Raw genomic sequence first — 26,306 nt, forward strand, 5'->3', positions numbered from 1 at the left:
CACTGGGCAGTCGCAACAAGGGCTGCATCAGACTCCCAGATAGGGAACATGACGTGCTGTTTCCGTAGAGAAGAGCCCGTCGTTGCGCGGATCATCGACCACCTCGATCGCTCGCTTGTATGGCTTGAAGCCACAAGCTTGATAGAAGTGAACGGCCTGCGGACTATCGCCTGTACAAGTGTGCAACCAGACACGTTCGATACCCGGGCGAGACCAGGCCATTTCCAACCCGGTCATCATGAGCCAGCGGCCCAGCCCATCACCGATGGCATCGGGAACCAGACCGAAGAAAGAAATCTCAATCTCGCCATCCACCGCAGTATTGATCTCGAGGATCCCAAGGCGTCGCCCGTCGCGAACCGGGGAATAGATCTCCGTCACTGGCGCATCCAGGATGGTGTGAAGCTTCTCAGAAGACAGCTGAAGCCGCGAAAACCAAAGCCACTCGGCGCCGATCTCCCGATAGAGGCTGCGGTAAGCAGCAATGTCCACCTCGTCCCATCGCTCCATGGTGATGTCACCACGCGGCTTGGCCGCAACTTTCGGCGGCTCCAGCATCTCCAGATAGGTGACCACATAGGCGACCTTCTCGTTCGGAATATCTGTGTAACCGTTAAGGGAAAGGCTGATCATCGAGAGTCCATCCATGACTGTTTTCCCTCAGCTACCCGGTCCGCATGATGCCCGTCAATCACTGCTGCCGAAAACCCGTACCCCGGCTTTCCAAATTGCGACAAATTTACCTTACGTTAACCGTCTTGACACAGAATATTTTCATCATGGCAGCAGTTGGCAATTATCGATCCCGAGAAGAGCGAACGTCGTTGAAGGACTTCAACGAGAACTGGTCGGCACGCCGGCGTCAGGCAATCGATAATGGCAAAGCCCTGCGGCAAAACGCAGTTCAGGGTGTTTTCGGAACCAATATGTTTGCGGTTCAGCGACAGGTGGTCAATTCCATCCAGAATGGAGCAGGCGCCTATAGCTCCAACGCCTCGGCCATGGCACGGATCAATCTGCTGGTTTGATCCCGAGCATCATCCTTTGATGCTCAAAGTCAGATTGACCCGACCGTCTTCAGCTTGACCCGCGGATGCACTTCCGACTGGCTCATCACCGTGGTGTGGGCGCGGAACCGCTCGACGATCGACCGTACGAAGGGCCGGGTCTGCGGCGACGTCAAAAGCACAGGAACCTCGCCCTTCTGAGCGGCGGATTCAAATCCGTCGCGGACTTTCGTGACAAACTCCTGCAGCTTGCTAGGCTGCATCGCGAGCTGCTTGTCATCGCCTTCCCCGACAATCGATTCCAGGAATGCCTGCTCCCATTGCGGTGACAAGGCGATCAACGGCAGATAGCCACCCGGTGCGAGATTGGCGGCGCAAATCTGACGCCCCAGTCGCGAACGAACATGCTCGGCAATCGTATTGGTGTTGCGGGTAAAGCCGGACGCCTCCGAAACACCCTCCAGGATGGTTCCGAGATCGCGCACGGAAACCCGTTCAGCAAGCAGCGTTTGCAAGACGCGCTGTATCCCGGAAACGGAAATTTGCGACGGAATAAGATCGTCGACCAGCTTGGCTTGCTCACCCTCCAGTTCCTTCAGCAACTTCTGAACATCGCCGTATGTCAGGAGCTCAGATACATTTGCCTTGATCGTTTCGGTCAGGTGGGTCGATAGAACCGTCGCCGGGTCCACCACCGTGTAGCCGCGCAGGGATGCATCTTCGCGATACTGGGCATCCACCCAGGTCGCGGGCAAGCCAAAGGTCGGCTCAGTCGTATGCGTGCCCGGCAGTTTGACCTGCCCGCCCGCCGGATCCATCACCATGAAGTGGTTCGGGTAGAGGATCCCCTTACCGGCTTCGACTTCCTTGACCTTGATGATGTAATCGTTGGCACCAAGCTGAATGTTATCGAGGATGCGCACTGGCGGCATGATAACACCCATATCTCCGGCAATCTGGCGCCGCAACGCCTTGATCTGCTCGGTGAGCTGATCGCCGCCGCTCGGATCCTTGCCGTTGATCAACGGTAGAAGCGCGTAGCCCAGCTCAATGCGCAATTCATCCATTTTCAGCGCATCGGTGATAGGCGGTTCGGACGGCGGTTTCGGCGCATCCTTAACCGCTTGCTTCTGTGCAACGACTGCAGCCTCGCCCTGCTTGCGATCATCAGCCCGATAAGCAAGCCAACCGGCGATTCCGGCCAGACCGAGAAACGGAACCATCGGAATACCAGGCAGGAACGACAGGACCACCATGACGGCCGAAGACATGCCCAGTGCTTTGGGGTAGCCGGTAAACTGGGCAGCCAGGGCTTTGTCAGCAGCCCCTTGAACACCAGCCTTCGACACAAGAATACCGGCGGCCGTGGAGACAATCAGCGCAGGGATCTGGGAGACCAGACCATCCCCGATGGTCAGCAAAGTGTAATTGTTGGCGGCTTCCATGAAGCTGAGCTCCATCTGCGCCACGCCGATAATGATACCCGCAAGGATGTTGATGAAGGTGATCAGCAGCCCGGCGATCGCATCGCCCCGAACGAACTTCGACGCACCATCCATGGCCCCGAAGAAGGCACTTTCGCCTTCAAGCTCCTTGCGTCGTGCTCGCGCCGTGTCCTCGTCGATCAGTCCGGCCGACAGATCGGCATCAATCGCCATCTGCTTGCCCGGCATTGCATCAAGCGTAAATCGGGCTGCGACCTCCGCAATACGGCCAGAACCTTTTGTAATAACAATGAAATTCACGATCACAAGGATGGCGAAAACGATAATTCCAATGACAAAGTTGCCCCCCATCACCAGATTTCCGAAGGACTGAATGACATTGCCGGCGGCGGCAGTCCCCTCATGCCCGCGTGACAGGATCAGCCGGGTCGAGGAGATGTTCAGCCCCAACCGCAACATGGTGGAAATCAGCAAGACCGTCGGAAAGGACGAGAACTCCAGAGGTTTCTGGATGAACAGTCCGGTCATCAGGATCAACACCGAGAAGATGATCGAGAACGCCAGAAAAACGTCCAGAAGCACTGCCGGCATCGGCAGGATCATGAGGGTCAGAATGACCAGAACGCCGACGGCAAGCCCCGTATCGCCCCGCCGCAGCGAGTCGAGCAGACTTTGGAACGTCGGCTTGGTGCTACTCCCAGCCGCAGATGCGCCTGCCCCCCCTACGGGAACGGGAACGCCACCTGTTTCCGAATTATCGACTGCCGTATCCGCCATAATTGACCTTCAAGACCTAACTCACGGCTTAAGCCGAGCGCACTTCACCCGGACCAGGCACGACAACACCCTCGTCCGTATACTGGTTCAGCTTGTTGCGTAGCGTGCGAATGGAGATACCAAGGATCTTGGCCGCGTGCGTCCGATTTCCCAGGCAGTGATCAAGCGTGTCGAGAATGAGATCCTGCTCAACATCCGCCACAGTACGCCCGACGAAGGCGCGCGTTACTGCTTCAGCTGCAGCAGCGGCACGTTCAGCAGGCCCCTTGCCTGACGTAATAGGCGACCCATCCGGCATCAGGATGGCTTCCACCCCGATCTCATCTCCCTGTGCCAGCAGCACAGCCCGGTGCATGGTGTTTTCCAGCTCCCGCACATTGCCAGGCCAAGGATTGACAGTAAGCGCTTGCCGCGCAGCCACCGAGAGCATTCGAGAGGCCATGCCATTGGCCTCAGAATAATGCTCGATAAAGAAACTCGCGAGCTCAAGAATGTCTGCCGGGCGTTCCCGCAGAGGCGGCAGCTTCAAATTGACCACGTTAAGGCGGAAGAGCAGATCCTCCCGGAAATGTCCCTGTCGGACACTTTCGGCCAGATCCCGGTTGGAGGTCGCCAGAATACGGATATTCACCGGAACGGGACGAGAGCCTCCGACCCGGTCGATCACCCGCTCCTGAATGGCCCGCAGAAGCTTGGCCTGCAGGCGCACTTCCATTTCCGAAATTTCGTCCAACAGCAACGTGCCGCCGTCCGCTTCCTCGAACTTGCCGATACGGCGGGCAACAGCGCCAGTGAACGCGCCTTTCTCGTGACCAAAAAGCTCTGACTCCAGCAGGTGCTCGGGGATCGCGGCGCAATTGATGGAAATGAACGGCTTGTTGGCCCGGCTGGAACTCCGATGCACGTGCCGTGCAATCACTTCCTTACCGGTTCCCGATTCACCGGTAATCAGAACACTGGCATCGGACGGCGCCACCTGCTCCGCCAGTTTGACGACTGCCGCCATGGAATCATCACGGTAGATCAGATCTCCGCGTTCCAGAGCTACCGCAGACAGAACCGCCGCGATCAGCTCAGGATCAGGCGGAAGCGGAATATATTCTTTTGCACCGGCACGAATGGCTGCAACGGCGGCCTGCGCGTCGGCCTCCACCCCGCAGGCCACGATGGGTACATGTATCCGTTCGCTCTGCAACTGATCGAGGAAAGCACTGATGTCCAGGGAGACATCAACCATAACCAGGTCCGCACCCCGACCGGAGCGCAACACCTTCATCCCACCTTCGATATCCTCCGCGTGAGTTACCTGCGCGCCGCGCTGCATGGCAATTTTGGAGGCGGTGATTAGCTGTCCGCCGAGAGAACCAACAATCAAGAGTCTCATGGCCGTGTCCTACTTTCCTAGCGATCCGTCTTGATGATTTCCGTCATGGTCACCCCAAGCTTGTCCTCTACCAGGACAACCTCCCCACGGGCGACCAGACGGTCATTCACATATATATCAATGGCTTCGCCGACTTTTCGGTCGAGTTCCAGAACCGTGCCCGAGGCCAGTTTCAACAGATCGGATACATGCATTTTTGAATGGCCGAGAATGGCGGAGATCCGCACCGGCACATCGAAGACAGCCTCAAGATCTGCCGCAGACTGAGCCACATGCTGTTCGTCCTGTTCGCTCGCATGGCCCGGCGCCTCGAGTTCATCGAGAGGAATACCACCGCGTCCCTTTTCTTCACTCATTGTGCCTTATCCTCTTTGTCGGCACCGGCAGGCTCTGTGGCCGGGCGGGTCTGCGCGCGTCCCTGAGAACGGGCCTGCAGATATCCGCGAATACTGGTATCGATCTGTTTTTCCAAAGCCTTTCGGTCCCGCAGGATACCGCCTTCAGCCCATTCAATCCGGCAATCTCCGCGGGCGATTTCCGCCTCGCCCAGGATCACCAGTTTACCCTCGAAGCCCTTCTCCAGAACGATCGGATCGACCTTCGCCTTCAAGGGGTCCACATCCTGAGGCGCCACACGCACCACCAGATGCGGCGCCCGCCGCAAAGGACCCAGACACTCAGAGAACAGGGCGACAGTTTCAGCCAGAGGCTGCCGGGCCAACAGATGCGCACACAACCGCCGAGCAACCAGGAAAGCCAGACTGATGGCATCATTTTCCTGGGCATCCATTTGGGTCTGTGCGTCCGACAAGATCTGCTCGCTCATGGCAACGAGCTCATGCACTGCTTCTGTCAGCCGCAGTTCCTGCGAGCTGCCAAGCTCCTTGGCAGCAGCAGCCCGCCCGTCTTCAAAGGCAATCTTCTTTGCGGTTGCCAGCGCCGCCTTGTGATCGGCAACCGACATCATGGGAATTTCCGGCTCCATCGGCACCTCGACTTCCGGTACATCCGGTTCAGTGAAGTCCGTATCAAACAGGAATTTGGATGGACTTGTCATATGCCCCATGGAGTTTGCTCTAAGGTCTTGCCACATCAATAGATGATCTCGTCATCGCCCTTGGACTTGGTGATCATGATTTCACCCTTGGCCGCCAGGTCCTTGGCCATATTTACCATTCCGGTTTGCGCATCATCCACATCGCGCAGTCGTACCGGCCCCAATGCATCCATGTCATCCTGCAGCATCTTTGCCGCACGCGATGACATGTTGCCGAAGAAAAACTCGCGCGCAGCATCTGTCGAGCCCTTGAGCGCGATCGCAAGGCGATCCTTCTCCACGCTCCGCAGAAGGGTCTGACAGCTGGCTGCATCAAGCTTCAACAGATCGTCGAAGGTGAACATCAGTGTCTTGATGCGATCAGCGGCTTCGCGATTGTCTTCTTCCAGTGCAGCCAGGAACCGTGCTTCGGTCTGACGGTCAAAGTTATTGAAGATATCAGCCATCATCTCATGGCTGTCGCGGCGCGACGTGTTTGTCAGGTTCGACATGAATTCAACACGCAGGGTCTGCTCGACTTTCTCCAGAACTTCCTTCTGTACCGCATCCATCCGAAGCATGCGGCTCACTACTTCCAGCGCCAGTTCTTCCGGCAAGATACCCAAAACCTTGGCGGCGTGATTGGAATCGATTTTGGACAAAACCACGGCCACCGTCTGCGGATACTCGTTCTTCAAGTAGTTAGCGAGAACGTTCTCCTGCACGTTCGACAGCTTTTCCCACATGTTGCGGCCCGCAGGACCGCGGATCTCTTCCATGATGATCGCAACGCGGTCACCGGGAAGGAAATTGGTCAGCAGGCGTTCAGTCGCATCCACATTCCCGGTCAAAGAACCGCGAGACGAAATCTTGCGAACGAAATCAACAAACAGTCCCTCGAGCATGCCTGGCGTAACCGGCCCAAGATTGGCCATAGCGGTCGAGACCTGCCGAACTTCAATTTCATCCAGCCGTTCCCAGATCGCCTTCCCATGCTCTTCACCCAACGCAAGCAGCAGAACGGCGGCCCGTTCTGCTCCCTTAAGCTCGCGCTCTTGACCGTTCTCCTGAACGCTCAGTTGTGTCTGTAGTTTGTCTGCCGCCATGTCTTACGCTGCCTCGTCCAGCCAACCGCGGACAATCGTCGCGGCTTCGGTCGGATGGTCATTGATCATTGCCCCGACTTTCGAGATTGAGCTCGCCTGCATCGCCCCTGCGGCTTTCGCCTCTTCAAGCCATTCGATATGGATCTCGTCTTCTACATCGTCAGCATCGACCGAGGCTTCGCTATCGGCGATCAGGGTCCCATCCGGACCAATCACGAGTTCCTGTGCCACCTGTTCTTCAGGCGTCACGATCCGGCGAAGGAGCGGGCGAACCACGAAGAACAGCAGCAGGACCGAGATCAGAAGCAACACGCCCAATTCAGCGAAGCGCATGATATCGGCACGGGTAAACTCGAACAGCCCATTGCCCTGAACATCCAGTTCTGGCTGCGGAGCTGTTGCGAACTGGAGGTTTACGACTTCCACCACGTCACCGCGGGTCTCATCGAAGCCGACAGCCGAGCGAACCAGGAGCGCGATTCGATCCAATGCTTCCTGCGCACGAGGAGTGTATATCATATCCCCATCCTCATTGGGGACATAGGTACCATCCACCAGCACCGCCACTGACAAGCGCTTGACGGCTCCGGCTTCAATAATCTGGGTGCGGGTAGCACGAGAGATTTCGTAGTTCACGACTTCTTCGGTCAGGCTGCTGTCATCACGATCACCTTGACCGGGGTTGTTCTGCTGCGCGTTCGGCAGCTGGTTTCCAACGGTAACTTCATCCTGATTGTCAATGCTTGAGGTAACCTCTTCCTTCGACTGGGTCGACCGCACGACCTGCCCATCAGGATCAAAGGTTTCCGTGGTTTCCGTGATCTTGTTGTGGTCCAGATCAGCAGCAACACGAACACGAGCACGGCCCGGACCAACGATGCTGTTGAGGATTTCCTCAACCTGGTTGCGCAGACGGCTCTCGATAGCAACTTCACGCGCCTGCATGGAGGCGGAGATCACGCCTTCTTCGCCAGCATCTGATCCTGAAGCCAGCAACCGGCCGCTTTCGTCGACAATTGAAACATGATCCGGCGTAAGGCCATCCACTGCAGCAGCCACAAGATGCTGGACAGAACGAATTTCACCCTCGCCAAGCGCCCCGCGCACATTCAGCACGATCGAGGCTGACGGCGGACGCTGGTCTCTCTGAAACAACTGGCGTTCGGGAATGACGAGATGCACACGGGCAGAGCGAATGCGCGAGATCGAGGAAATCGTACGAGCCAGCTCCCCTTCCATTGCGCGCAGCTTGTTGATGTTCTGAACGAAGCTGGTAGCACCCAGCGTATCAGAACGGTCAAAGATCTCGTAACCGATGGAGCCGCCGGTCGGCAGACCTTCCTCAGCAAGCCGCATTCTCAATCGGGCGACCTGATCACTCGGAACCAGAACAGCTGCACCGTCATTGCGCAATTCATACTGGACACCCAGAGATTCCAGCTGGTTCACGATTGCCCCGGAATCCTCCAGGGTCAATTCGCTGTAGAGCTGCGTCATCTGCGGCGCGGTTACTCGGAAGATAATGAAGGCAAAGGCCCCAACGAGGATTGCCGCCACAGCACCCATGGCCGCTATCCGCGTTGGTCCCATGGTCTTGATGAATTCGATTAGCCCGTTCACGAGTGCCCGCTCATTTTTGCCCCTGGTTCCGGCACGGTCTTCGAAAAGCCGTAGAACCAAATTTAGTCACTGGGCAAAATTTGCCGCCCTGAGGGTTAACAAGTGGTTAATGACTTATTAACAATCTGGTGGATACCGCTGAATTCCGCCATTCTTGGCAATGCAAATTGCAACGAAGGTGGGGAAAAGCTGCCCAAGACGTTAACCCTTTAAGCACGATATGTGAGTCACCACGGAACCGCACCCGGCGTTATTGCGTTAACCCCAGCCAATTTGACTCGGTTGAAGGCGCCAGCGGGCGCAAGAGCCTTCCAAAAACGAAAAAGGGGCGGCTACCAGCCACCCCAGCCCGGATTACCGGTCTGATCAAGATAATCAGTAAAGCATTTCAGGCATCAGTTACGATACTGTTGAACCCGAGTTGCTCGCAGACCTGCAAGTCCGTGCTTCTCAATAGAACTCTGCCACGAGAGGAATTCTTCAACGGTCAACGTATAACGCTGACACGCCTCCTCCAGGGACAAGAGACCCCCTCGAACCGCTGCAACGACTTCCGCCTTTCGGCGAATGACCCACCGCTTCGTAGAAGTCGGCGGCAGATCGGCAATCGTTAAAGGGCTCCCATCGGGGCCGATGACATATTTAACGCGCGAACGAATTTGTTCGGTCATTGTACTCTCACACTAACCATGACCAAGGCTGATTTTGAGAGTACTGGTACCTGCTTAAAATTTAACTAAGCCACTAGTGACGTTACATTAACTATAAAAGCCCTTGAATCTGAATTCAAATTAAGAAAATGCGACGTGAATACTGACAATTTGCAAAAGTTTTCTCAATTTCCATTAACCATCTGCGATATCCGAGGCAAAATGCGAATTTGAGACAGGAGAACACTCACGTGCTTCCCATCCTCACCCGGAAATACGGGTAATCGCCTTATTTTTATCGCTTTTTCGCTCAGGAAGGGGTTCGGACTGACGTTACAGAGGTAACAGGCACCTCAACATCGCCGATTTTCAACGATGCCGACGTCTCCCCCATGTTGACCTTGTCGACCACACCGGTGATCTCCGTGGTCACTCGCTCAGCGTTCCCGGCAGCATCAAACACTTCAAAGGAAAGCGTATAGGCCCCTTCAGGCGCAGTTCCGCCGCCGTTGGTTGTGCCATTCCACGCCCAGGAGCCTTTTCCGGCAGTCAGTGAGACATCTTCGCCATAAACAACGGCACCTAGCGCGTTGCGCACTTCCACACGCCCACCTGCCCCTTCCTGGACTGAGTACTGCCAATTGGCATTGCCATCGCGCAGCATGGTCGTCGCGCCGGACGCAGTTACCTCCTCGCCCAGATAGCTAACGTAGGACGATGCCCGGCTGCTCTCAAAGCTGGCGAGCAAATCCTCCAGGTACGAATTCGTTTGGATAGACTGTTCAACTGCAGAATATTGCACCAGCTGGTTGGTGTATTCAGCTGAGTCCAAGGGATCCAGAGGGTCCTGATGGGTCACCTGCGTGGTCAGAAGAGACAAAAACAACTCATAGTTTGCCGTCAGACCCGTTGTGGCCGCATTTGGCTTACTGGCGGAGTTCGTCGAAGAGGTCGCTGTTACTTCAGTCATTTTACTCAAGGCTCCTTAATCGCCCTAAATTGCTGCCGGCTGATGCCGGTCCAGCCCCGCTTCTGGTGACGTCCCCGCCCGAATTCCCCAAATTCCAGAATTTATACATTCACTGACATGCGGCACTGCGTCGTGCCGCTGCGCATTAGATGCGGATATCCAACCCGCTGGAGGCCGCCCCCGAATAACGGGCAGCCATTTCTGCCGATGCGTCGATTTCGGCACTTTCGTCCCCGGAGCCGCCACTCCAACCGCCACCGAACTGCCCTTCATCTTCGTTGCGACCCTCGGCAAAGCCTTGCCCGCCCTGGTCCTGAAGCGAGAACTGAAGGTTATCCATATCAGCCTTCAAACCAGCCTCCTGAAAAGCCCGCTCCAGCCCACGCTGATCGCGAAGGAACATATCCAGTGTCTCTGGGCGATCGACGACAAGATGCGCCTGCACTGACCCATCGGATGCCACTTTAAGGTGCACATCAACGCGCCCCAGCTCTGGTGGATCGAACCGCATCTGGAAGCTTGTGCTTCCATTGCTCAGGTTTCGTGCCATTGCAGTGGCGACCTGTGTTGCCACCTGGCCAGAATGCGCCTGGCTTGGAGATGGCAGATTGACGGTCTTTCCGCTGGCCAAGGCTTCACCGCTCGTCACGGGCTGAGCTGACAGCGAGAACGGCAGCTCGCCGTCACTGTCATCAGTGTGGGCTTTCGCCGCACCTACGGCCGCAGCAGCACCCGCCACACCAGCAGCACCAGATGTTTCGGCAGAAGCAGGCGCCCCACCACCGGTCAACGCCTCAACGCCAGCCCCCAGGCCTGTGGTTTGAGTGCCAGCTGCCGAGCCGCCGTTGACGGCCCCGCCAGCAATACCCGCGGTTGCGCCCGGCCTGTTATCCTCAATCAAGGGAGCCACCGGGATAAGTCCCTCATTCGTCCTGCGAAGCACCACACCATCATCAGATGAAACGTCACCCTCATCGGCCTGTCCAACGACGGAGGCTGGCGAAGTGGCCTGATCGGACCTCGTGGTTCCGGTTTGCGACTGCAAAGTCTTTCCCTGCCCCGCCCCAGCGACAGCAACCTGTGCAGCTGCTTGCGGCTGGTCCGTCACAGTGAGCACCGCAGACTGCTGATTAATCGATTGATTGATTGCTGCCGATGCACTGTCACGATGCATGACAATCTTTTCCAGACCAGCCGCATCGGCAGCGTCAGCCAGATCAGAAAGAGTTGCTGTAGCGCCCGCAGGCCTGGAAACAGCAACCTCTGTTGTGTGATTATCCCCTGTGCCCTGCAGGACCGCAGTCGCAGCAGAGGCGCGAACTTGCGCATCAGCGCCATTGCCCGCCAACTGCCCAACTGCCGCAGCACCTGCTTCATTGGCGCCAGCAGCGCTAACGGCTGAACCATCAACAGCCGACACAAGTGGCAACGGCAACTCGGGAGTCTGCCCCTTAACGGGGACCGGAGCGTCTTCAGATGCAATGGGAGAAGCAGCTGGAGCAACGTTTAGAGAAGCCGATGCAACCGCACTGACAGCCCCACCAGCCTGCGCATCACCAACGACAGGCTCAGCCCCCAGGAGCTCACCAGAAGCACGACCGACCCCGGCCTGCGCTGAACCAGCACGTGCCTCGACAGGCAAACCTGCACGCCAGCGGCGCTCACCACCGGCCGGATCCGTGACAGAGGCCGTCGAAAGCGCACCAACACCGGACACAGCACCTGCCGAAGTCACTTCAGCAGCTGGCGCAGCCTTAGGAGATGAGCCCGAGGCAGCTTCAGTCGCAGACGATTTCAGCTCTGCCGAATCCATGCCAATCGATGAGCCATTAACTGGAGCACCTGAACCCGAAGCAGCCGCCTGCACCGAAACCGAACCAGCAGCCGGAACCTCATCCTGCCCGCCAGCAGCACCAGTCGACAGACCAGCGCCAGGCACCGGGGCCCCTGCGGCCCGACCGAGACCCGAAGGAGGAACATCACCCGCCTCACCTTGCTCCGGAGAAAAAGCCGGCACATCAGAACCATCAACAGAGCCAGCTGAGGCACCAAGCAAGGCCGAGGACTGAGCCGAGGCAACCGGCGGCGTGACGGACACAGCCACGACACCGGCAAGCATTGCCGCAGCTTCTTGCGCAGCAGCGTCGCCCTGCAGAGCCGCCTCTGCGTCGTCCAGACCCGGAACCCCGGAACCTTCAACACCTTCCAGCTCGACAGACGATCCTGCCGAACCAGCAGCTAAATCACCAGGTACGACTGGCTGAGCGTCAGAACCTGCTCCCTTGCCCCCCTGCCCTGCACTTAGATCAAGAGCCGGCGCACCACCTTGGTTGACAGCAACAGGTGCCGACGCGTCTGCTGCTGTCACCACGCCAAGCGCAGCCTGAAAAGCCCCAGACACAGCAGAACCACCGCTGGCGGCCAAACCACCACCTGCATTCAAGCCCGCTCCAGATACTCCTGACAAAAGACTGACCGGCACCACGTTTGCATTCCTCACAGAAAGCCACCATTCAGGAGGCACAAAATCTCCCTGTAGTTTAGCAATCAACGGGCCAAACCCCATGCAATTGAAAAGTCAGGGCATTTCGAAGCCCACACAGGCAAATGCGGAATCTGATTCCGCCCAAACCCGGCACAGTTTACCGCTTCGGCAAAACCTGCCGGGCAACCCCTAGCAATGATTGGCGCTGCGAGGTGATTTCTGTATAGTGCCACCAAATTTGAACACAGCCTGCGCAAAAGCTCTTTCACGGCACACCAGCCGCAATGACCGAAGCTGAGCAGCAAGTCCCCCCTACAGCCGTCTCCCCTCCCGGAAACACGGCTCAGGGCCTGGTCCATCGGACCTGCAGGCAAGACGCACCCAAGGTGAATAGAATGCTGAACAGCCTCGGCCTGCCGGGCCGCCCGCAAGATACCCGTGTCGTTGTCGCCATGTCCGGCGGCGTCGACAGCTCGGTGGTCGCCGCACTTCTCGCCGATCAAGGCTATGAAGTGATTGGTGTGACACTGCAGCTCTACGATCATGGCGCCATGGTCTCCAAGGCAAAGTCCTGCTGCGCCGGCGTCGACATTCACGATGCCCGCAGCGCTGCAGAGAAGATCGGCATTCCACATTATGTCCTGGACTACGAAAGCCGCTTCAAGGAGCAGGTAATGGACCGTTTCGCCGACAGCTATATGGCTGGCGAAACCCCGATCCCATGTGTCTCCTGCAATCAGACCGTCAAGTTCAAGGACCTGCTGCAGACCGCCAAGGATCTCGGCGCCGACGTTCTGGCAACAGGCCACTATGTGCGCTCGGAGGCGACCGGCAACAAGCGCGGCCTGTATCGCCCTGTAGATCAGGACCGCGATCAGAGCTATTTCCTTTTCGCCACCACCCAGGAGCAGTTGGACTTCATCCGCTTTCCGCTGGGCGCGATGTCGAAGCCTGAAGTGCGGGAGATGGCCGCCCATTATGGCCTGTCCGTCGCCAACAAGCCTGACAGTCAGGATATTTGCTTCGTTCCCAATGGCGACTATGCCGAGGTGATCAAGAAGCTGCGACCCAACGCCGCCGCACCGGGCGACATTGTTCATATGGATGGCCAGGTTCTCGGCCGTCATGAAGGCATCATCCACTACACCATCGGCCAGCGCCGTGGCCTGGGCGTGGCGACCGGCGAACCGCTTTATGTCGTCCGCCTTGATCCTGACCTGAAGCGCGTGATTGTCGGTTCGCGAGAAGCTCTCGCCACACGCAGCGTCGTTCTCCGGGAAGTCAACTGGATCGGAGACCTCCCTCTGGATGAAAACGACACGCTGGAGATCTTTGCCAAGGTGCGTTCCACCCGCCCTCCAGCTCCGGCTAGACTGACTTGCAAAGACGGCACGGTGACTGTCGAACTAACGTCCGGCGAACGAGGCGTCGCTCCCGGACAGGCCTGCGTCTTCTTTGACAACGACGGCGCCAATGCACGGGTTTTGGGAGGTGGCTGGATCGCCCGCACCGAGCGCGACGGCACATGGGCAGTCGACCAGGTACAGTCTCACGACACACCGGCAGCGCGCACGGCCCCAGCAAGCGCCTGATCGCCAACAACACGAAACCGGTCAGTCAGGTTCGCCAGCAGGCTCGACACGACCCAATCACCCGCAACAAAGGCCCGGGCTCCAGCTGGCAGCCCGGGCCCTTGTATTTGAAGCCCTCAACGCCAGTCGGCTCCGTTCTGCAACATCCGGATGCCGGCTCGTCCCGGCCAGGCGCCCCCCTCTCCATCGTCTGACAAAACTTTTTCCGCAAGCCATCAGACCGGGGCTGATCCGCACTGAAAATTCAGGCGGCAACGCTCAGCCCTCAGGTCCTATCCACAGCCAGCGCAAGGCATTTCAGCGGGTTTGAAAAATTTCCACACCACTGCGGGAAAGGCCGCTTGACAGCCCGCCCGTCCGCTCCCTATAAGCACCCCACATTCGCCGCAGCCAAGCGCTGCAGGCCAACGGATGGCGGAGTAGCTCAGCCGGTTAGAGCAGCGGAATCATAATCCGCGTGTCGGGGGTTCGAGTCCCTCCTCCGCTACCATTTTTCTTTCTTCAATAAAATCAGCATGTTACGCAAGATGGGATACCCTCGTTTTGTGATACGTCTCACGCCCTTGTACGCGGAGAGACCATGGCACGTGCATCCTATATCCAGCGCCGCGACGGCCGTTATCACCTGCAAATCCGGCTTTCGAAAAGCCTCGGCCATATGCTTGGCAAGTCTACCTATAGAAAGTCTTTAGGGACCAGCCAGTACGGTGTCGCCCAATACCGACTACGGGAATGCCTTGGCTGGATCTACAGTATGAACGAGAGCACCGATTACCCTCACCTCATCGAGATGAACCTGTTCACTCTTCGAGAGTACGTGTCAGACACCTGGCCGCTCTCCGACGAACGCCTGTTCTCGCGCAGAACCTACGAGGAGATGTTCAAAAACTTCAAGCATCGCGCGATCGCCGCAGGCTTCGATCCGACGGTGTACGCTCCGGACATCAATGCGCTCTTTGCGGCATTCGTTCAGCAGAACCTTGATGCCGAAGCTCACGAGCAAAACATCATTCGACAACAGCACTATGAGCGTGGGCGGCAGGACGCCCTGAGCAGTATGGCAAACGCGAGTGCGCCTTCAAGCTTTCAGATGAATATGCCAGTCGTTGGGTTCGCTACATCCGAGAGCCTTGAAATGGAAACTCAAGGCAATGATATGGGCTCCGAGTCTGCACCCGATGAGCAGCAGTTCCAGCACGGGCATCAATCGCTCTTGCCCAGCTCCTCCGGCGGGGTCACGCTACAATCTAAAACTTCACATCCAGAGCTGGTGAAGCAAGCAAAACCAGTCCGGTTTTCGAATGCTCTCAGCCGTTTCCTGGACGAGACCGGCGGCAACAAGGACGCCAAATCAACTACCCGCCTGATCGTGAATTTCCTGATCGACAAGCTGAACGATCCAATTGTTGCCGACTTCGACGCCGAGGCTGTCAGAACATTGGACAGGATGATCCCGGACATCCCGAACAAGAAAGGTGTCCCCGGAGTCCACTCTACATCGTTGGCTGCACGCCACGATTATGCGCAGCAATTCGGTTGGGACAATCTGACCCGCCTTACGGCTGCCCGGATCCAGAACGGTTATCACAACGAGCTTTCCAAGTTCTTCGGCTGGATGATCGATGAGGGAATTTACCCGCACGAAAAGCCCGTCTTCAAAACCCTCAGTCCGAAAAATCTCGTATCCATTTCAAGAGACGCATTCGACGACGATGAGGTAACCAGAATTTTCGCGCAGCCGCTCTTTACCGGATGCAGCAGCGTCAAACGCATCTGGCGGCCGGGCGACTATCTGATCCAGAACCACCTCTATTGGGCGTACCTCATTCTGCTTCTGACTGGAACCAGGCCGGGAGAGCTGGGTCAGCTCGATCTGAATGACATTCAGGAACGCGACGGTATCTCCTACCTGTTTCTACGCCCGTTCGACCCTCGAAACGGTCAAGTCGCGCTAGAGGATGTCAAACGCTTCAAGACCGAAAGCTCGCAGCGCGTTATCCCCCTGCACCCACTACTCTTCGATCTTGGCCTTCAGGAACGCATCGAAGAACTCCGCGAGATCGACTGCCCAGTCCTATTTCCGGAATGGGAACCCTATCCCAAACCTGACGGGGAAATCCGTTGGGGTCAGCCGATCACCAAGAGCTGGCAATATCTCAAGAAAAACATCGAGATCGACCGTTCGGACGTCACTCTTTATTCAACCCGCCACTGGTTTGCTGACCTCATCGACAACACCGACATCAAGCACGCAACCCGTACGCGCGTGATGGGGCATAAGAACAAGGATGACATCCCCTCCCGCTACGGCTCGAAGAGCCGGCTGACAACTCGGGATCTGGAGCTCCTCACCGATATCCGCTCCCCGGTTATCGACAAGATTTCTGGGCCGCTCATCGCTGCCAAAGCGCTTGCCGATCAGGGCAAGCTGAAGGTTGTCAAACCCTGGCTGCAACAGACGAACTGGTCGAAATACTACCGGAACAAGTTTCTCGGAAAGTCGGCCGGGAAAGCGAGCCTACCTTAAAGAGGTTTGACCGGAACTCCATGGAACCACACCCTGTCTAATGTCAGATTCGAGTCCCAATTACGGCCATCCCAAGGCTCGTTGCCTTCGCCCGGAAGCAGACATCCCGCTTCATCACTTCCCCGTTGCGCAAGATGGGGCCATCAAATGCATGCAGTGCCCTATGGCAGTGCCGTCCACCCAAGGTCGGCTTCGATCCTCCGCCTGTACGGGGTGTCGATCTGCCGGGGCGCATGGCGGATATAGCGTTCGGCCTCGTCTTTCTTTGCACCTTTGAGCCCCTGTAAGTAGGAGACGACCTGTTCAATGGTCGGGACCACCACTTGTCCGTCGAACTGCGGGGGCAGTGCCGTCCACACCACGCCTTCCACGCCATGCGCCAAGGCCCAGCCCGGTAGGCCCGGCAGCGCCTCCGGCGCGGCTCCCCCCTGCGACCAGGTCGCCACCCAGTCAACGTTCTTCGTCCCCTCGCGCACCATCAGCTGTCGTTTCGCGAGCCCCAAATCGTCCGTGTCCATAATGGCCCAGAACGATCGCACCTCTGGTGCTGTCGGCTCCAGCACCAGAGTTATGCGCCCGTTTTGCGACTGGCGCGTGAGTTCCACCCTCAGTAGCGGCCCATCGTCAAACCACTCGCGGCGGATAGGAAGCTCGCGTGGATCCCAGATCAACGATCCCCAACCTAAGCATGCAATCGCCATTTCTCTTGCCCTCTCCTCAACGCCCCTGAATATGTCCCACATTCCAACCTTGCCTACCCCCCAAAGGCAGCGGCGGTACTGCTGCGAGCTGTAAAGTATTACCCAAATACCTTTGAGGTTCGCTGATATATTTAAGGTTTCTGTTGCGCAAAATACGCTTTTCCCGCTAATTTCTCAGTGAAACAACCGGGGGGTAGGGACGTGGCGGTTACGGCAGCCTTTGGCTTCGATGAAAACGCTGACCTGGAGAGCAACCTCACCAAGCTAAAAACGCATCTCGGGTTGCATGACGCGGCCCTGAGCGCACAGCTCGCGACCTTCTACCCGGTCCTCCGCGATGAAACCTATACGCCCTCGCCCGTTTGGAATGCTATGTTCCAAGCGATCCATGATGCGGAAGCCGCCGCCGCACAGCAAACCACTGCGCCCACGCCTGCGGCAACTGGCCCAACCGCAGCTGCGGCAGTTCCGCCGGTTGCCGGTCCCACTGGCTGGTTTTTGGAAGGTCTGAGCATTGAGGGTTTCCGTGGCATAAACAATGAGGGTAAGCCGCTTCAATTGAAGTTCAAGTCCGACAAGGTCAACAGCGTCTCCGCCGTAAACGGCGTAGGCAAAACATCCGTTTATGATGCCATTCGGTATGCGATATCCGGGAGGCTGCCGTGGTTAGAAGAACTCCCTCTGGGTGATCGTGACGGTGAGTATTACCTCAACCGGTTCCATCCTGCCCAGGCGGCGACTATCAAGCTCTCGCTCCGCGAAATGGTGACGAACCAATCTTGTGAAATCGAGGTCAAGCGGGACAGCTTGGGAACTCGAACGGTATCCGCATCCGGCACTTGGGATGGCAACGCCATCCTCCAGTCCCTCAATCGTGAGTTTGTGCTGCTCGACGGGCCGACCTTCCAAAATTTCATCGCGGCCAAACCCCAAGCGCGGGGTCGCACGTTCGCGGGTCTGCTGGGACTCTCAGATTATAGCAGGATGCGCCAAGCCCTTGCGGCACTGTCAAATACGCGGGCGTTCAACAACCACTTCGGCTTGCAAGCCCATACACAAGCCCAAGCCCACGCGCAGAAAGGAGTCAATGACGCGAGGGATGCCCTGAAACGCGACTATCTGATCCTGACGAGCGACGAATGGGGCATGATGCCGCTCGCCGATGGCCTCGCCAAGTGTTTCTCGGCGCTGGAGCAGATCGGCCCGCTGACGGCACTCTGCGCAGGCAGGACGTTCCGCGAGATCGACGTGGACGCCTGTATCGAGGCCGTCAAGGCTGCCGAGGGCGGCCCGCAACGAGAGCGCCTCGGGGAATGTGTCCGGCTCCGGCAGGAGCTGGTCACGCTGAACGTGCAGGTTCCCGATGCTGAGCGCACGAATCAGCTGGCGAATGTCGCGAAGAACCGCGAAGAGGCCGTCGTCAAGACGGCCGGCGATGTCATCCTCCAGCTCTATCAGGCAGGGGCCAAGGCTCTTGAGCTGCCTGAGTGGGCGAACGCTGGTATATGCCCGCTGTGTGACAGTGCAGTTGCCCATGACCTTCACAGCCATGTCGGCACAAAGCTCTCCGCATTCACCGCACTCGACGAAGCAACCCAGGCGGTGGGCCTCGAATGGAACGAGGGGGGCTGGGCTGACCTGACAGGACTTGAGAAGCTGTTGGAGCCCGATGCCACCAAGCGCCCGATCGCTGCCCTGTCGGATACGGCGCAAAAGGGGGTGCTTACCGAGGCGCAGGCCAAGGACCTTGCCGTCTGGCTGCGGACGTTGCGCGAGCGCGCGGCCGCCCGGGACAAGGCGCTGGAGAAAGAGCAGCGTGAGCTGGAGAAGATCCTTCCCCAGTCTTCAGTTGAGGTGACGAAGAAGGTTGAGGCGGCCCGCCGGATGCAAGAGAGCCTTGGCAAACTCGACGCCGCACAGACTGACCTTGACCGGGAGAAGGTCCGCGCCGACCGCGTGTCGCGCTTGAAGACATTTCTGGACCGGGCCTCGGACGATTTCGGGGTTGCAGAGGCGGGAATCAGCAAGGCCCGTCTGGCCGCGGTGGAACCCGTATTCAAGACCAACTTCGCGGAAATGTCGTTTTTCGGTGTCACGCCGGAGGTCGTCAAACGGGCTAATAGTGAGGATCTTCAGCTCCGCTTGCAGGAGTTCCACGGGCTGGCCGACCTGTCACCTCAGGCGCTGTTGTCGGAAAGCTACCGCAATGCCTTCGCCATCGCGCTCTACCTCGCCGCAGCGTCACTTTACGGCGGGATGCCCAAGTTTATCGTGCTCGATGATGTGACCTCCAGCTTTGATGCAGGCCACCAGCTCTATCTCGTGGAATTGCTCCGGAAAAGCTTTGCCCGGCCGGCCAACCCGAACGGGCTGCAGGTGATCCTGCTGAGCCACGACACCATGTTGGAAAAACTCTTCAACAAGCACACTGGTTCGGGTGTCTGGTGGCACCAGCGGCTCGAAGGCAACCCTCAGTTTGCGGTGCTGCCGCAAGCCGGCGCGGTGAACAAGGTGCGTGATCTTACAATTTCAATGCTGCAGGCCGGACAAGCTGACTTCGCCAAAGAGGGAGTCCGGCAGTATCTCGAATACCGGCTGAGCGATCTCATTAGCAAGCTGCGCATCCCCGTTCCTGTGGACGTCGCCTTCAATGACAACAAGCAGCTGGCGGGGGAATTCCTCGGTGCGATCGACGCCGCCGTGAAACTCCACAAGGCGGGGGGATCTCTTATTCTCGAACCCGCTCAGGAGGCAGGCTTGAACGCCAACATGGCGACGATCGTTGGTAACTTCACCAGTCACTGGGGAACAGGCCAGGCTCTGGCCTTCACAGCGCCGGCGCTGCTCGGCATCATGAACGCGATCGACCAGTATTGCGACTGCTTTACTTTCATCCCGAATCCCGGGGATCCTCGGAAATTCTACAAATCTCTTAGCCAGAAGCTGTGACGAGGACCGTAGCGTCTAGTACTGACCGTCAAACAGGTCGACCAGCGCCCGGGTCATGAGGAAGACCAGTCGTCGGCGCCGCAAATGCTCGGGCCGTTCATAGATGTGGCACCGCTGGCAGAGCGCCCGGAGATTCCGCTGGTCATTATAAGCGAGCGAGCACGTATCGTCGGGATGGTAGCAAACGGCAAGGATTGAGCTGCTGCCGGTTTCGTGGACACCGAGTTAAGGTGCTTGCAATGAAGGAAGTTCAGCCGCGAATACAAGCTTGAGGCGGTGAAATTGGTGCGGGAGCGCGGCGTCAGTGTTGCGCAAGCAGCCCGCGATCTGGATGTCCATGAGAATGTGCTGCGCAAGTGGGTTAAGGACTATGGCTCTGACCCGGCGCAGGCTTTTCCTGGCCACGGGCAGATGAAGCCTGAGCAGCTCGAAATCGTGAGGTTGCGCAAGGAAATCGCCAAACTTAAGGCGGAGCGTGACATCCTAAAAAAGGCCGCCGCCTACTTTGCCAAGGACGTGATATGAAGTTCGCGTTCCGGCTTCCATGCCTGGCTTAATGGTTCTCCGAGCCAACATGCCCGGTATGACGAGGTTCTGCTCGACAAGATCAAAGGCAGATTCAAGGACAGTGACCGCACCTACGGCGCCCGGCGTGTCTGGCATGACCTCCTTGCCGAAGGGCTCTTCTGTGGTCTGCATCGTGTCGAGCAGCTCATGCGCGGCAATGCATTGAGAGCAAGGCCGAGACGGCGTGGCTTGCCGAAGGATGGTGGTGAGCGTTCGCTCATTATACCGAATATTCTGGATCGTCAGTTTGCAGCAGACCGACCGAACCAGAAGTGGGTGGCCGACTTTACCTATCTATGGACGGCTGAGGGCTGGCTCTATGTGGCCGCCGTCATCGACCTGTTCTCTCGCCGTGTCGTGGGTTGGTCAATGAACAACAGCATGACCTCTCAGCTCGTGACCGACGCGCTGATCATGGCCATCTGGCGCAGAGGCAAGCCGGATGCGCTGCTGCATCACTCGGATCAGGGCACCCAATACACCAGCGAGCAATTCCAGCGCCTCATGGCCGACCATGGTATCGCCTGCTCGATGAGCCGGTCTGACAATGTCTGGGATAACGCTGCGATGGAAAGCTTCTTCTCATCTCTGAAAACTGAAAGGACAGCCCGCAAGATCTACAGAACTCGAGACCACGCCAGGGCAGACGTGTTCGACTACATCGAGCGCTTCTACAATCCAAAGCGTCGACACTCGACACTGGGGTATCTCAGCCAGATGGAATTTGAAAACAAGGTCGGATTAGCTTAACTCGGTGTCCGAAAAACCGGCAGCAGCTCAACACCGCCAATAACGTTAGCTGCAAGCTCAAAGAGCGAGATAACGCCAACGGTACGAGCATATCTTCAGTCGCGTGAACAGGTACGCCTCGCCCGCAACCCGGCACCTTGACATGCTGGGGCAACGGCGGTTTCATTTTTTGATGATTGGACCTCGCAGACTCAAACATGACCACCAAACAAAACGCTATCGAGTATCTAAAAGACCACATCGGCATTCTTGCCACTGATGAGAAGCGATTTGGGCCTCACCGAGCTATGCAACAATTCGGCTCTGAGTTTCGCCCCAGATTGGATGCTTCGTCTCGGCTACCTCGCGGCGCGACCAAGTCATGTTACGCCAACGCCACTGCTTATGCCGTCACTCATCGCAATCTGTTCTATTCTGAGGGATATGCCCTCGATCCCGAATTCTCACTACCGTTTCAGCATGCTTGGCTTGTTGATGAAGCCGGCGAAGTGATTGACCCGACTTGGAAGGACGCAGAACAACACGTCTATTTCGGCATCACGTTCAGAGCGGACTTTCTTACCGAAATGCTGAAACACAGTGAGGACGAGTGCGGACTACTCGCGAACCAGAGGCTTATGCGAAAGCATTATTCCACCCCAGAGCTCCTGAGCGCTGGTGTGCTGCCGAAGTCTGAACTGCCTATCGCTGGTTCTTCTTGCCCCAATTTAAAAGCACCACTCTCGCTTCAGAATCTGAGCCAGCGCTAGAAAGATTTCGGGGACACTCCCCGTCGCGGAGTAGATGGGAGAAAGGCGGGCAGAAACGTTTTCGCGGTCTGCAGGAATGACAGGAATGCGCCGGAAACAGACTGTAGGCTACGCGACGCCGAACATCACAGTTCTTAACGTCTAGGTCTGAGTTCCAAAGCAGCGGTCCACCATGCAGAGCGGTACAAGTGCGGTGCGGAAGAGGTGTTGCTCGAGATCATCCGAGAGCGGTAACCCACCCGCAGGCATGTGCGCAAACACCAATAAAAAGAGCGCCTGAATGGTCAAGACTTCCGGCTGTGGCTATTCATCTCGGGAAACGGATCGAAGCGGCTGGTTTGGATAACGTTCTGTTGATCCGAGCTCCGATGCCGGTCGCAAAAAAATTGTAACAACAACCCTAAGCTGCTATGTGTCCGGTTTAATAATCGCATGTTTCACGGATATTGCGGGTAGGCCATGAGCGGAAAGTCGCGGGTCGATACGACAAATGCAGCTGATAAATCTATCGGTTTCGATTACCAATACTATTACTTTCTCAATGAACTGTTGAACCTCAAAACCGGTCAAATGGTAGGTCTGGAGTTCCTGGACGACGTCCACGTTCGACGCCCCGATGGCTCAAATATGCTTATCCAGGTCAAGCACACCGTCCAGAAAAACGCACAGGGTCAGGCCATCAATCTTACGACGATGGATCATGATCTCTGGAAGTCGATTTCGAACTGGTGCAAGCTCATCACCGACCCTTTGGACGGGCGCAAGGACGTTGCGCCGCAACTGGCCTTCCTCAAGCAGACCAGCTTTCTCCTCGCATCCAACAAGTTGGGGAACGGCAACAACACCTTCCTGGCTTCATTCGAGGCCTTCTCGGCCAGCACCAAAAGCCACGCCGAGCTCGTGGCTGATATCGAGACGCTAAAAGGCAAAAGCAAGGACATTGTGCTTCAAGCCTACATGGCCGAGTTGCTGCTACTCGATGTAAATGTTTCCAAGGCATTTTTCGAGCGTTTAGCGTTTGCTTTGGGGAAGGACGAGATCATCGACCTGTGCAAGGCCTCCATCGCTGAAAAGCAGATACATCCGAAACGCGTCGACGACGTTTTCAGCGTCGTCGACTCCGAGGTCCGACAGCACTCCTTCGCCACGGTCAAGGCGGGGGACAAGATCGAGATTAGTTTCGACGAATTCAACCGGAGATACCGGCGTCATTTCGACAGGGGCCGGAGCGGCGAACTGATCTTTAGAGACTTCAATCCGGTCCTGCCGGACCATCTATCTGACCAGACTTTCATTAGGCAACTTGTTGACATCGAGGACATCGACGCGGACGCCATCGAGTCCCATTCTGCGTTCACTACGCGTCGATTGAATTTCCGTAACAACCTCGAACGACTTCGCAATGACGGAGAGATTGGGCAGCCGGACATCGACGCCATGGAGGATGAAGCAGGTCTCATGTGGGAAAACCAGTTCCGGCATGCGCATTCTGGTCAATTAGCTCCCCCTGACGAACGTGTGCCTGCCCGCGCTATTCTAGGTGACCTACGCTCGAGAAAGCTGAAGCTCGCATCGCAAGAACTTCCACTCGCCTTGAGCAACGGCGGGTTCTACGAGCTCTCCGACCGCCCGGTGATCGGCTGGCTGAAGAACTGGAAAGATCGCTACAAGTGAAATTGGATTCGCATTACAACAACCTGGCAATCAATGCGTTCGCCATCTCTTCCATACTGAACGAAGCCCGCTTCCTGACCATTCCAGAGATCGCGCTGATCCTTCCCATTGTCGCCCATCGCGATACGATGAGGAAGCTTTCCAACCGCTCCTTTCGCTTCGTGAGCTTCGAGCAATACCTGATCGACAACATCGACCATTTCTACAATTTCAACGATAGGTTTTTGGCCGCCCTCACGCCGACGATTAACGCCCTGCAGTTCTTGCTTGAAATTGAAGTTCTCCAATTGGAGGAGAACGGTGCGGCAATCGTGTCCGCATTGCCATTTGATGCTTCCATGGGGAGGCGCGCCAAACGCGTTCATCGGGCGTCGGCGAACATCGCTGCCATGATTTCCGGCAATGCCAAGGTTTTCTACCTCAATGCGAGGATCGAATTATGAAATTCTACATCGAAAGCCTTCAGCTCTGGCTGAAGAGCGGTCGACGGCGCACCGTTTCATTTCTGCCGAACAAGGTCAACGTTATCACTGGCGACAGCCACACCGGCAAGACGGCGATCTTGGACATCTTCGACTACTGCTTCTTCGCTAGCAAGCATCGGATCTCCGAGAGCATCATCAACGAGAACGTCGCTTGGTATGGCCTGCGTATCCATCTGGACGACAAGGTCTACCTAATTGCGAGACGTGCGCCGACCGGGACGACACCGTCTACCAACTACCATTTCTCGGCAACGGGCGAAATACCTGAAACTCAGCCAAGCGCGAATATCAGCGAAAGCGTATTGAAGAAGTTGTTGAGCGCCGATTTCGGTATCGACCAAGACGTGAAAATCCCGTTTGGCGGAAGGACACTCAGGGCGAATTCCCGGGTTTCGCTCAGATACTTCCTGCTCTTCAACACGATCTCTCAGGACATCATCACGCATAGCGACCAGTTCTTCGACAAACAGAACCAGTCCCGCTACCAGGAAGCGTTGCCACGCATCTTCGACATGGCTGTGGGAATCGACACTGTCGAGAACATATTAAAACGGGAGAAACGGACAGAACTGGAGCGTAGTCTCGCCCGCCAACAAAGACTGCTGGCGAAAACGGAGGAAAAGCGGGTGCAGTTCAACGCGCAGTTAACCGAAACAGTCGCCCGAGCCAAAGGTTTCGGTTTGATAGCCGACGATCCTGACGTCGATGCGTCAGTCGTTGCCTTGCGGCATATCGTGAGAGATGGCGATAGCGGCAGTGACTTGCATGTGTCGGCGAAACACGAGGAGCTTTCCTCCGAGATTTATCGCATCGCCCGAAAGATCAAAGGGCTCACACGGTTCATTGCGGAATATGAGAGCCACAAGTCGACCCTTAAGGAGACAGAGGACAGCCTGCGGCCCGTTGAATACCTGATCAGTAATTTCGAGGAGACGGTTAGGACGTCGGTATTCGATGAAATCCTCGCAAACCTCTCCCTGGGACTCAGGGAAATTAAAGCAGCAACTGTCGCGAAGACGCCCCTGGACAGCAATATTACCGAGATCCTGAAGGGGCTGAGAGCTCAGCACGATAACCTGATAAATCAGCTAAAAGCCCTGCCTGCCGAGATGGAAGGCTTAGAGAACGATAAGGCGAAATATCTCTTCATTGGCGAGACAAAGGCAAAGCTAGAGCTCTACGGCGACGTAGAGGCCGATGCGATCTCCGACAACAGCGATCTGATCGCAAGCTTGGAATCTCAAATCGAAGACCTGATTGTCGAATCCGTCGAGGAACGGAAAGAGCTGTTTATCAAGGCCTTGGATGAAGCGATTCAGGACTACATTTCTTTGACTAAGGCGGCGCTCGGGAACTACGGAAACTATCGTTCCGCATTCAACTACTCGGAAAAGAAGCTTCACCTTCGCAAACCCAAGACAACTTCGACCGAAAATGTTGGTAGTAGCTCTAACCATATGTTCCTCCACCTCTTCCTGTTCCTGGGTTTGCATGAACTGATATTACGGAATGGTGGAAGCCACGTGGCTCCGTTTCTTATCATCGACCAGTTCTCCCGACCTTACTGGGGCGAGGATGATCAGGCAGAGCAGGCCGCGAAAGAGGATGTTGCCGAAAGTGACGTTGCGAAGGTCAAGCTCGCATTGGAGCTTCTGGACAGCTTCATCGGCGTCGCGAACGAAATGGACAAAGAATTCCAGATGATCGTTTTCGAGCACATCAAACCGCGATACTGGGATGGTTTGGAGAATGTACACCTTGTTGAAGTCTTTCGTGACGGAAACGCCTTGCTCCCCCTCTCTGAGCTGGGCTAGCGAAAATGACGCGGCCAC

At 56.8% G+C, this 26,306-nt stretch carries 19 protein-coding genes, 1 tRNA gene and 1 pseudogene; 10 read left to right on the forward strand and 11 right to left on the reverse strand.

The features are described 5' to 3' along the window. Positions 1 to 27: 27 nt before the first annotated feature. Positions 28 to 648 (reverse strand): GNAT family N-acetyltransferase, encoded by a 621-nt coding sequence (locus J0X15_RS01510; RefSeq protein WP_231710236.1) that lies wholly within the window; start codon positions 646 to 648, stop codon positions 28 to 30. Between the two features lie 131 nt (positions 649 to 779). Here J0X15_RS01510 and J0X15_RS01515 point away from each other — a divergent pair, with 131 nt between their 5' ends. Then, positions 780 to 1,028: a hypothetical protein gene (locus J0X15_RS01515; RefSeq protein ID WP_206937658.1), complete on the forward strand. Its 249-nt coding sequence runs from the start codon at positions 780 to 782 to the stop codon at positions 1,026 to 1,028. A gap of 29 nt (positions 1,029 to 1,057) precedes the next feature. On the opposite strand, the gene flhA is transcribed toward J0X15_RS01515, so the two are convergent. From flhA to J0X15_RS01560, 9 genes are all read right to left on the reverse strand, one after another. Further along, positions 1,058 to 3,229 carry a flagellar biosynthesis protein FlhA gene (flhA, locus tag J0X15_RS01520; protein WP_206937660.1) on the reverse strand — a complete coding sequence of 724 codons (2,172 nt, stop codon included), beginning with the start codon at positions 3,227 to 3,229 and terminating at the stop codon, positions 1,058 to 1,060. A gap of 28 nt (positions 3,230 to 3,257) precedes the next feature. Next, positions 3,258 to 4,613 carry a sigma-54-dependent transcriptional regulator FlbD gene (gene flbD, locus J0X15_RS01525; RefSeq protein WP_206937663.1) on the reverse strand — a complete coding sequence of 452 codons (1,356 nt, stop codon included), beginning with the start codon at positions 4,611 to 4,613 and terminating at the stop codon, positions 3,258 to 3,260. Between the two features lie 17 nt (positions 4,614 to 4,630). Then, positions 4,631 to 4,969: a flagellar motor switch protein FliN gene (fliN, locus tag J0X15_RS01530; protein WP_206937666.1), complete on the reverse strand. Its 339-nt coding sequence runs from the start codon at positions 4,967 to 4,969 to the stop codon at positions 4,631 to 4,633. Further along, complete coding sequence (locus J0X15_RS01535; RefSeq protein WP_206937668.1) at positions 4,966 to 5,679, reverse strand: FliH/SctL family protein; 714 nt, start codon at positions 5,677 to 5,679, stop codon at positions 4,966 to 4,968. The genes fliN and J0X15_RS01535 overlap by 4 nt, the downstream gene beginning before the upstream one ends. A gap of 26 nt (positions 5,680 to 5,705) precedes the next feature. Beyond that, positions 5,706 to 6,755, reverse strand: coding sequence for a flagellar motor switch protein FliG (fliG, locus tag J0X15_RS01540; RefSeq protein ID WP_206937670.1), 1,050 nt, complete (start codon positions 6,753 to 6,755; stop codon positions 5,706 to 5,708). A 3-nt stretch (positions 6,756 to 6,758) separates the two neighbouring features. Continuing rightward, positions 6,759 to 8,375: a flagellar basal-body MS-ring/collar protein FliF gene (gene fliF / locus J0X15_RS01545; RefSeq protein ID WP_206937672.1), complete on the reverse strand. Its 1,617-nt coding sequence runs from the start codon at positions 8,373 to 8,375 to the stop codon at positions 6,759 to 6,761. 395 nt (positions 8,376 to 8,770) lie between these two features. Continuing rightward, positions 8,771 to 9,046, reverse strand: a complete 276-nt coding sequence (sciP, locus tag J0X15_RS01550; protein WP_068412649.1) for a CtrA inhibitor SciP — start codon at positions 9,044 to 9,046, stop codon at positions 8,771 to 8,773. Positions 9,047 to 9,335: 289 nt separating this feature from the next. Beyond that, positions 9,336 to 9,995, reverse strand: coding sequence for a flagellar hook assembly protein FlgD (locus J0X15_RS01555; protein WP_206937674.1), 660 nt, complete (start codon positions 9,993 to 9,995; stop codon positions 9,336 to 9,338). A 145-nt stretch (positions 9,996 to 10,140) separates the two neighbouring features. Then, positions 10,141 to 12,438, reverse strand: a complete 2,298-nt coding sequence (locus J0X15_RS01560; protein WP_206937676.1) for a flagellar hook-length control protein FliK — start codon at positions 12,436 to 12,438, stop codon at positions 10,141 to 10,143. A gap of 437 nt (positions 12,439 to 12,875) precedes the next feature. On the opposite strand from J0X15_RS01560, the gene mnmA reads away from it, so the two are divergent. From mnmA to J0X15_RS01575, 3 genes are all read left to right on the forward strand, one after another. Continuing rightward, on the forward strand, positions 12,876 to 14,072 hold the full coding sequence (gene mnmA, locus J0X15_RS01565; RefSeq protein ID WP_206937680.1) for a tRNA 2-thiouridine(34) synthase MnmA: 1,197 nt from the start codon (positions 12,876 to 12,878) through the stop codon (positions 14,070 to 14,072). A 413-nt stretch (positions 14,073 to 14,485) separates the two neighbouring features. Further along, positions 14,486 to 14,562, forward strand: a tRNA-Met gene (locus tag J0X15_RS01570). Between the two features lie 90 nt (positions 14,563 to 14,652). Then, complete coding sequence (locus J0X15_RS01575; RefSeq protein ID WP_206937682.1) at positions 14,653 to 16,599, forward strand: site-specific integrase; 1,947 nt, start codon at positions 14,653 to 14,655, stop codon at positions 16,597 to 16,599. A gap of 161 nt (positions 16,600 to 16,760) precedes the next feature. On the opposite strand, the gene J0X15_RS01580 is transcribed toward J0X15_RS01575, so the two are convergent. Then, positions 16,761 to 17,300, reverse strand: a complete 540-nt coding sequence (locus J0X15_RS01580; protein ID WP_206937684.1) for a hypothetical protein — start codon at positions 17,298 to 17,300, stop codon at positions 16,761 to 16,763. A 201-nt stretch (positions 17,301 to 17,501) separates the two neighbouring features. Between J0X15_RS01580 and J0X15_RS01585 the strand changes: the two genes are divergently transcribed. The 6 genes and pseudogenes from J0X15_RS01585 to J0X15_RS01610 all read left to right on the forward strand — a co-directional run bounded on the left by J0X15_RS01585 (position 17,502) and on the right by J0X15_RS01610 (position 26,288). Continuing rightward, positions 17,502 to 20,249, forward strand: a complete 2,748-nt coding sequence (locus tag J0X15_RS01585) for an ATP-binding protein (RefSeq protein ID WP_206937686.1) — start codon at positions 17,502 to 17,504, stop codon at positions 20,247 to 20,249. 276 nt (positions 20,250 to 20,525) lie between these two features. Further along, positions 20,526 to 21,566, forward strand: a pseudogene (locus tag J0X15_RS01590) (IS3 family transposase). Between the two features lie 197 nt (positions 21,567 to 21,763). Then, positions 21,764 to 22,315: a hypothetical protein gene (locus J0X15_RS01595; RefSeq protein ID WP_206937688.1), complete on the forward strand. Its 552-nt coding sequence runs from the start codon at positions 21,764 to 21,766 to the stop codon at positions 22,313 to 22,315. Positions 22,316 to 22,774: 459 nt separating this feature from the next. Beyond that, positions 22,775 to 23,989, forward strand: a complete 1,215-nt coding sequence (locus tag J0X15_RS01600) for a hypothetical protein (RefSeq protein ID WP_206937690.1) — start codon at positions 22,775 to 22,777, stop codon at positions 23,987 to 23,989. After that, positions 23,986 to 24,432: a three component ABC system middle component gene (locus J0X15_RS01605; protein ID WP_206937691.1), complete on the forward strand. Its 447-nt coding sequence runs from the start codon at positions 23,986 to 23,988 to the stop codon at positions 24,430 to 24,432. Before J0X15_RS01600 ends, J0X15_RS01605 begins: the two co-directional genes overlap by 4 nt. Then, complete coding sequence (locus tag J0X15_RS01610) at positions 24,429 to 26,288, forward strand: DUF3732 domain-containing protein (protein WP_206937693.1); 1,860 nt, start codon at positions 24,429 to 24,431, stop codon at positions 26,286 to 26,288. The genes J0X15_RS01605 and J0X15_RS01610 overlap by 4 nt, the downstream gene beginning before the upstream one ends. The last annotated feature ends 18 nt before the right edge of the window (positions 26,289 to 26,306 follow it).

Origin of the sequence: Roseibium limicola, from assembly GCF_017313085.1 — a bacterium.
Taxonomy (GTDB): domain Bacteria; phylum Pseudomonadota; class Alphaproteobacteria; order Rhizobiales; family Stappiaceae; genus Roseibium; species Roseibium limicola.

Excerpts from the sequence above, each read along its gene's own strand:
- J0X15_RS01600 (WP_206937690.1), top strand. The coding sequence starts at position 22,775 with ATGAGCGGAAAGTCGCGGGTCGATACGACAAATGCAGCTGATAAATCT.
- flhA (WP_206937660.1), bottom strand. The coding sequence starts at position 3,229 with ATGGCGGATACGGCAGTCGATAATTCGGAAACAGGTGGCGTTCCCGTT.
- J0X15_RS01515 (WP_206937658.1), top strand. The coding sequence starts at position 780 with ATGGCAGCAGTTGGCAATTATCGATCCCGAGAAGAGCGAACGTCGTTG.
- J0X15_RS01575 (WP_206937682.1), top strand. The coding sequence starts at position 14,653 with ATGGCACGTGCATCCTATATCCAGCGCCGCGACGGCCGTTATCACCTG.
- J0X15_RS01610 (WP_206937693.1), top strand. The coding sequence starts at position 24,429 with ATGAAATTCTACATCGAAAGCCTTCAGCTCTGGCTGAAGAGCGGTCGA.
- J0X15_RS01510 (WP_231710236.1), bottom strand. The coding sequence starts at position 648 with ATGGATGGACTCTCGATGATCAGCCTTTCCCTTAACGGTTACACAGAT.
- flbD (WP_206937663.1), bottom strand. The coding sequence starts at position 4,613 with ATGAGACTCTTGATTGTTGGTTCTCTCGGCGGACAGCTAATCACCGCC.
- J0X15_RS01580 (WP_206937684.1), bottom strand. The coding sequence starts at position 17,300 with ATGGCGATTGCATGCTTAGGTTGGGGATCGTTGATCTGGGATCCACGC.
- mnmA (WP_206937680.1), top strand. The coding sequence starts at position 12,876 with ATGCTGAACAGCCTCGGCCTGCCGGGCCGCCCGCAAGATACCCGTGTC.
- J0X15_RS01555 (WP_206937674.1), bottom strand. The coding sequence starts at position 9,995 with ATGACTGAAGTAACAGCGACCTCTTCGACGAACTCCGCCAGTAAGCCA.
- J0X15_RS01595 (WP_206937688.1), top strand. The coding sequence starts at position 21,764 with ATGACCACCAAACAAAACGCTATCGAGTATCTAAAAGACCACATCGGC.
- fliN (WP_206937666.1), bottom strand. The coding sequence starts at position 4,969 with ATGAGTGAAGAAAAGGGACGCGGTGGTATTCCTCTCGATGAACTCGAG.
- sciP (WP_068412649.1), bottom strand. The coding sequence starts at position 9,046 with ATGACCGAACAAATTCGTTCGCGCGTTAAATATGTCATCGGCCCCGAT.
- J0X15_RS01535 (WP_206937668.1), bottom strand. The coding sequence starts at position 5,679 with ATGGGGCATATGACAAGTCCATCCAAATTCCTGTTTGATACGGACTTC.
- fliG (WP_206937670.1), bottom strand. The coding sequence starts at position 6,755 with ATGGCGGCAGACAAACTACAGACACAACTGAGCGTTCAGGAGAACGGT.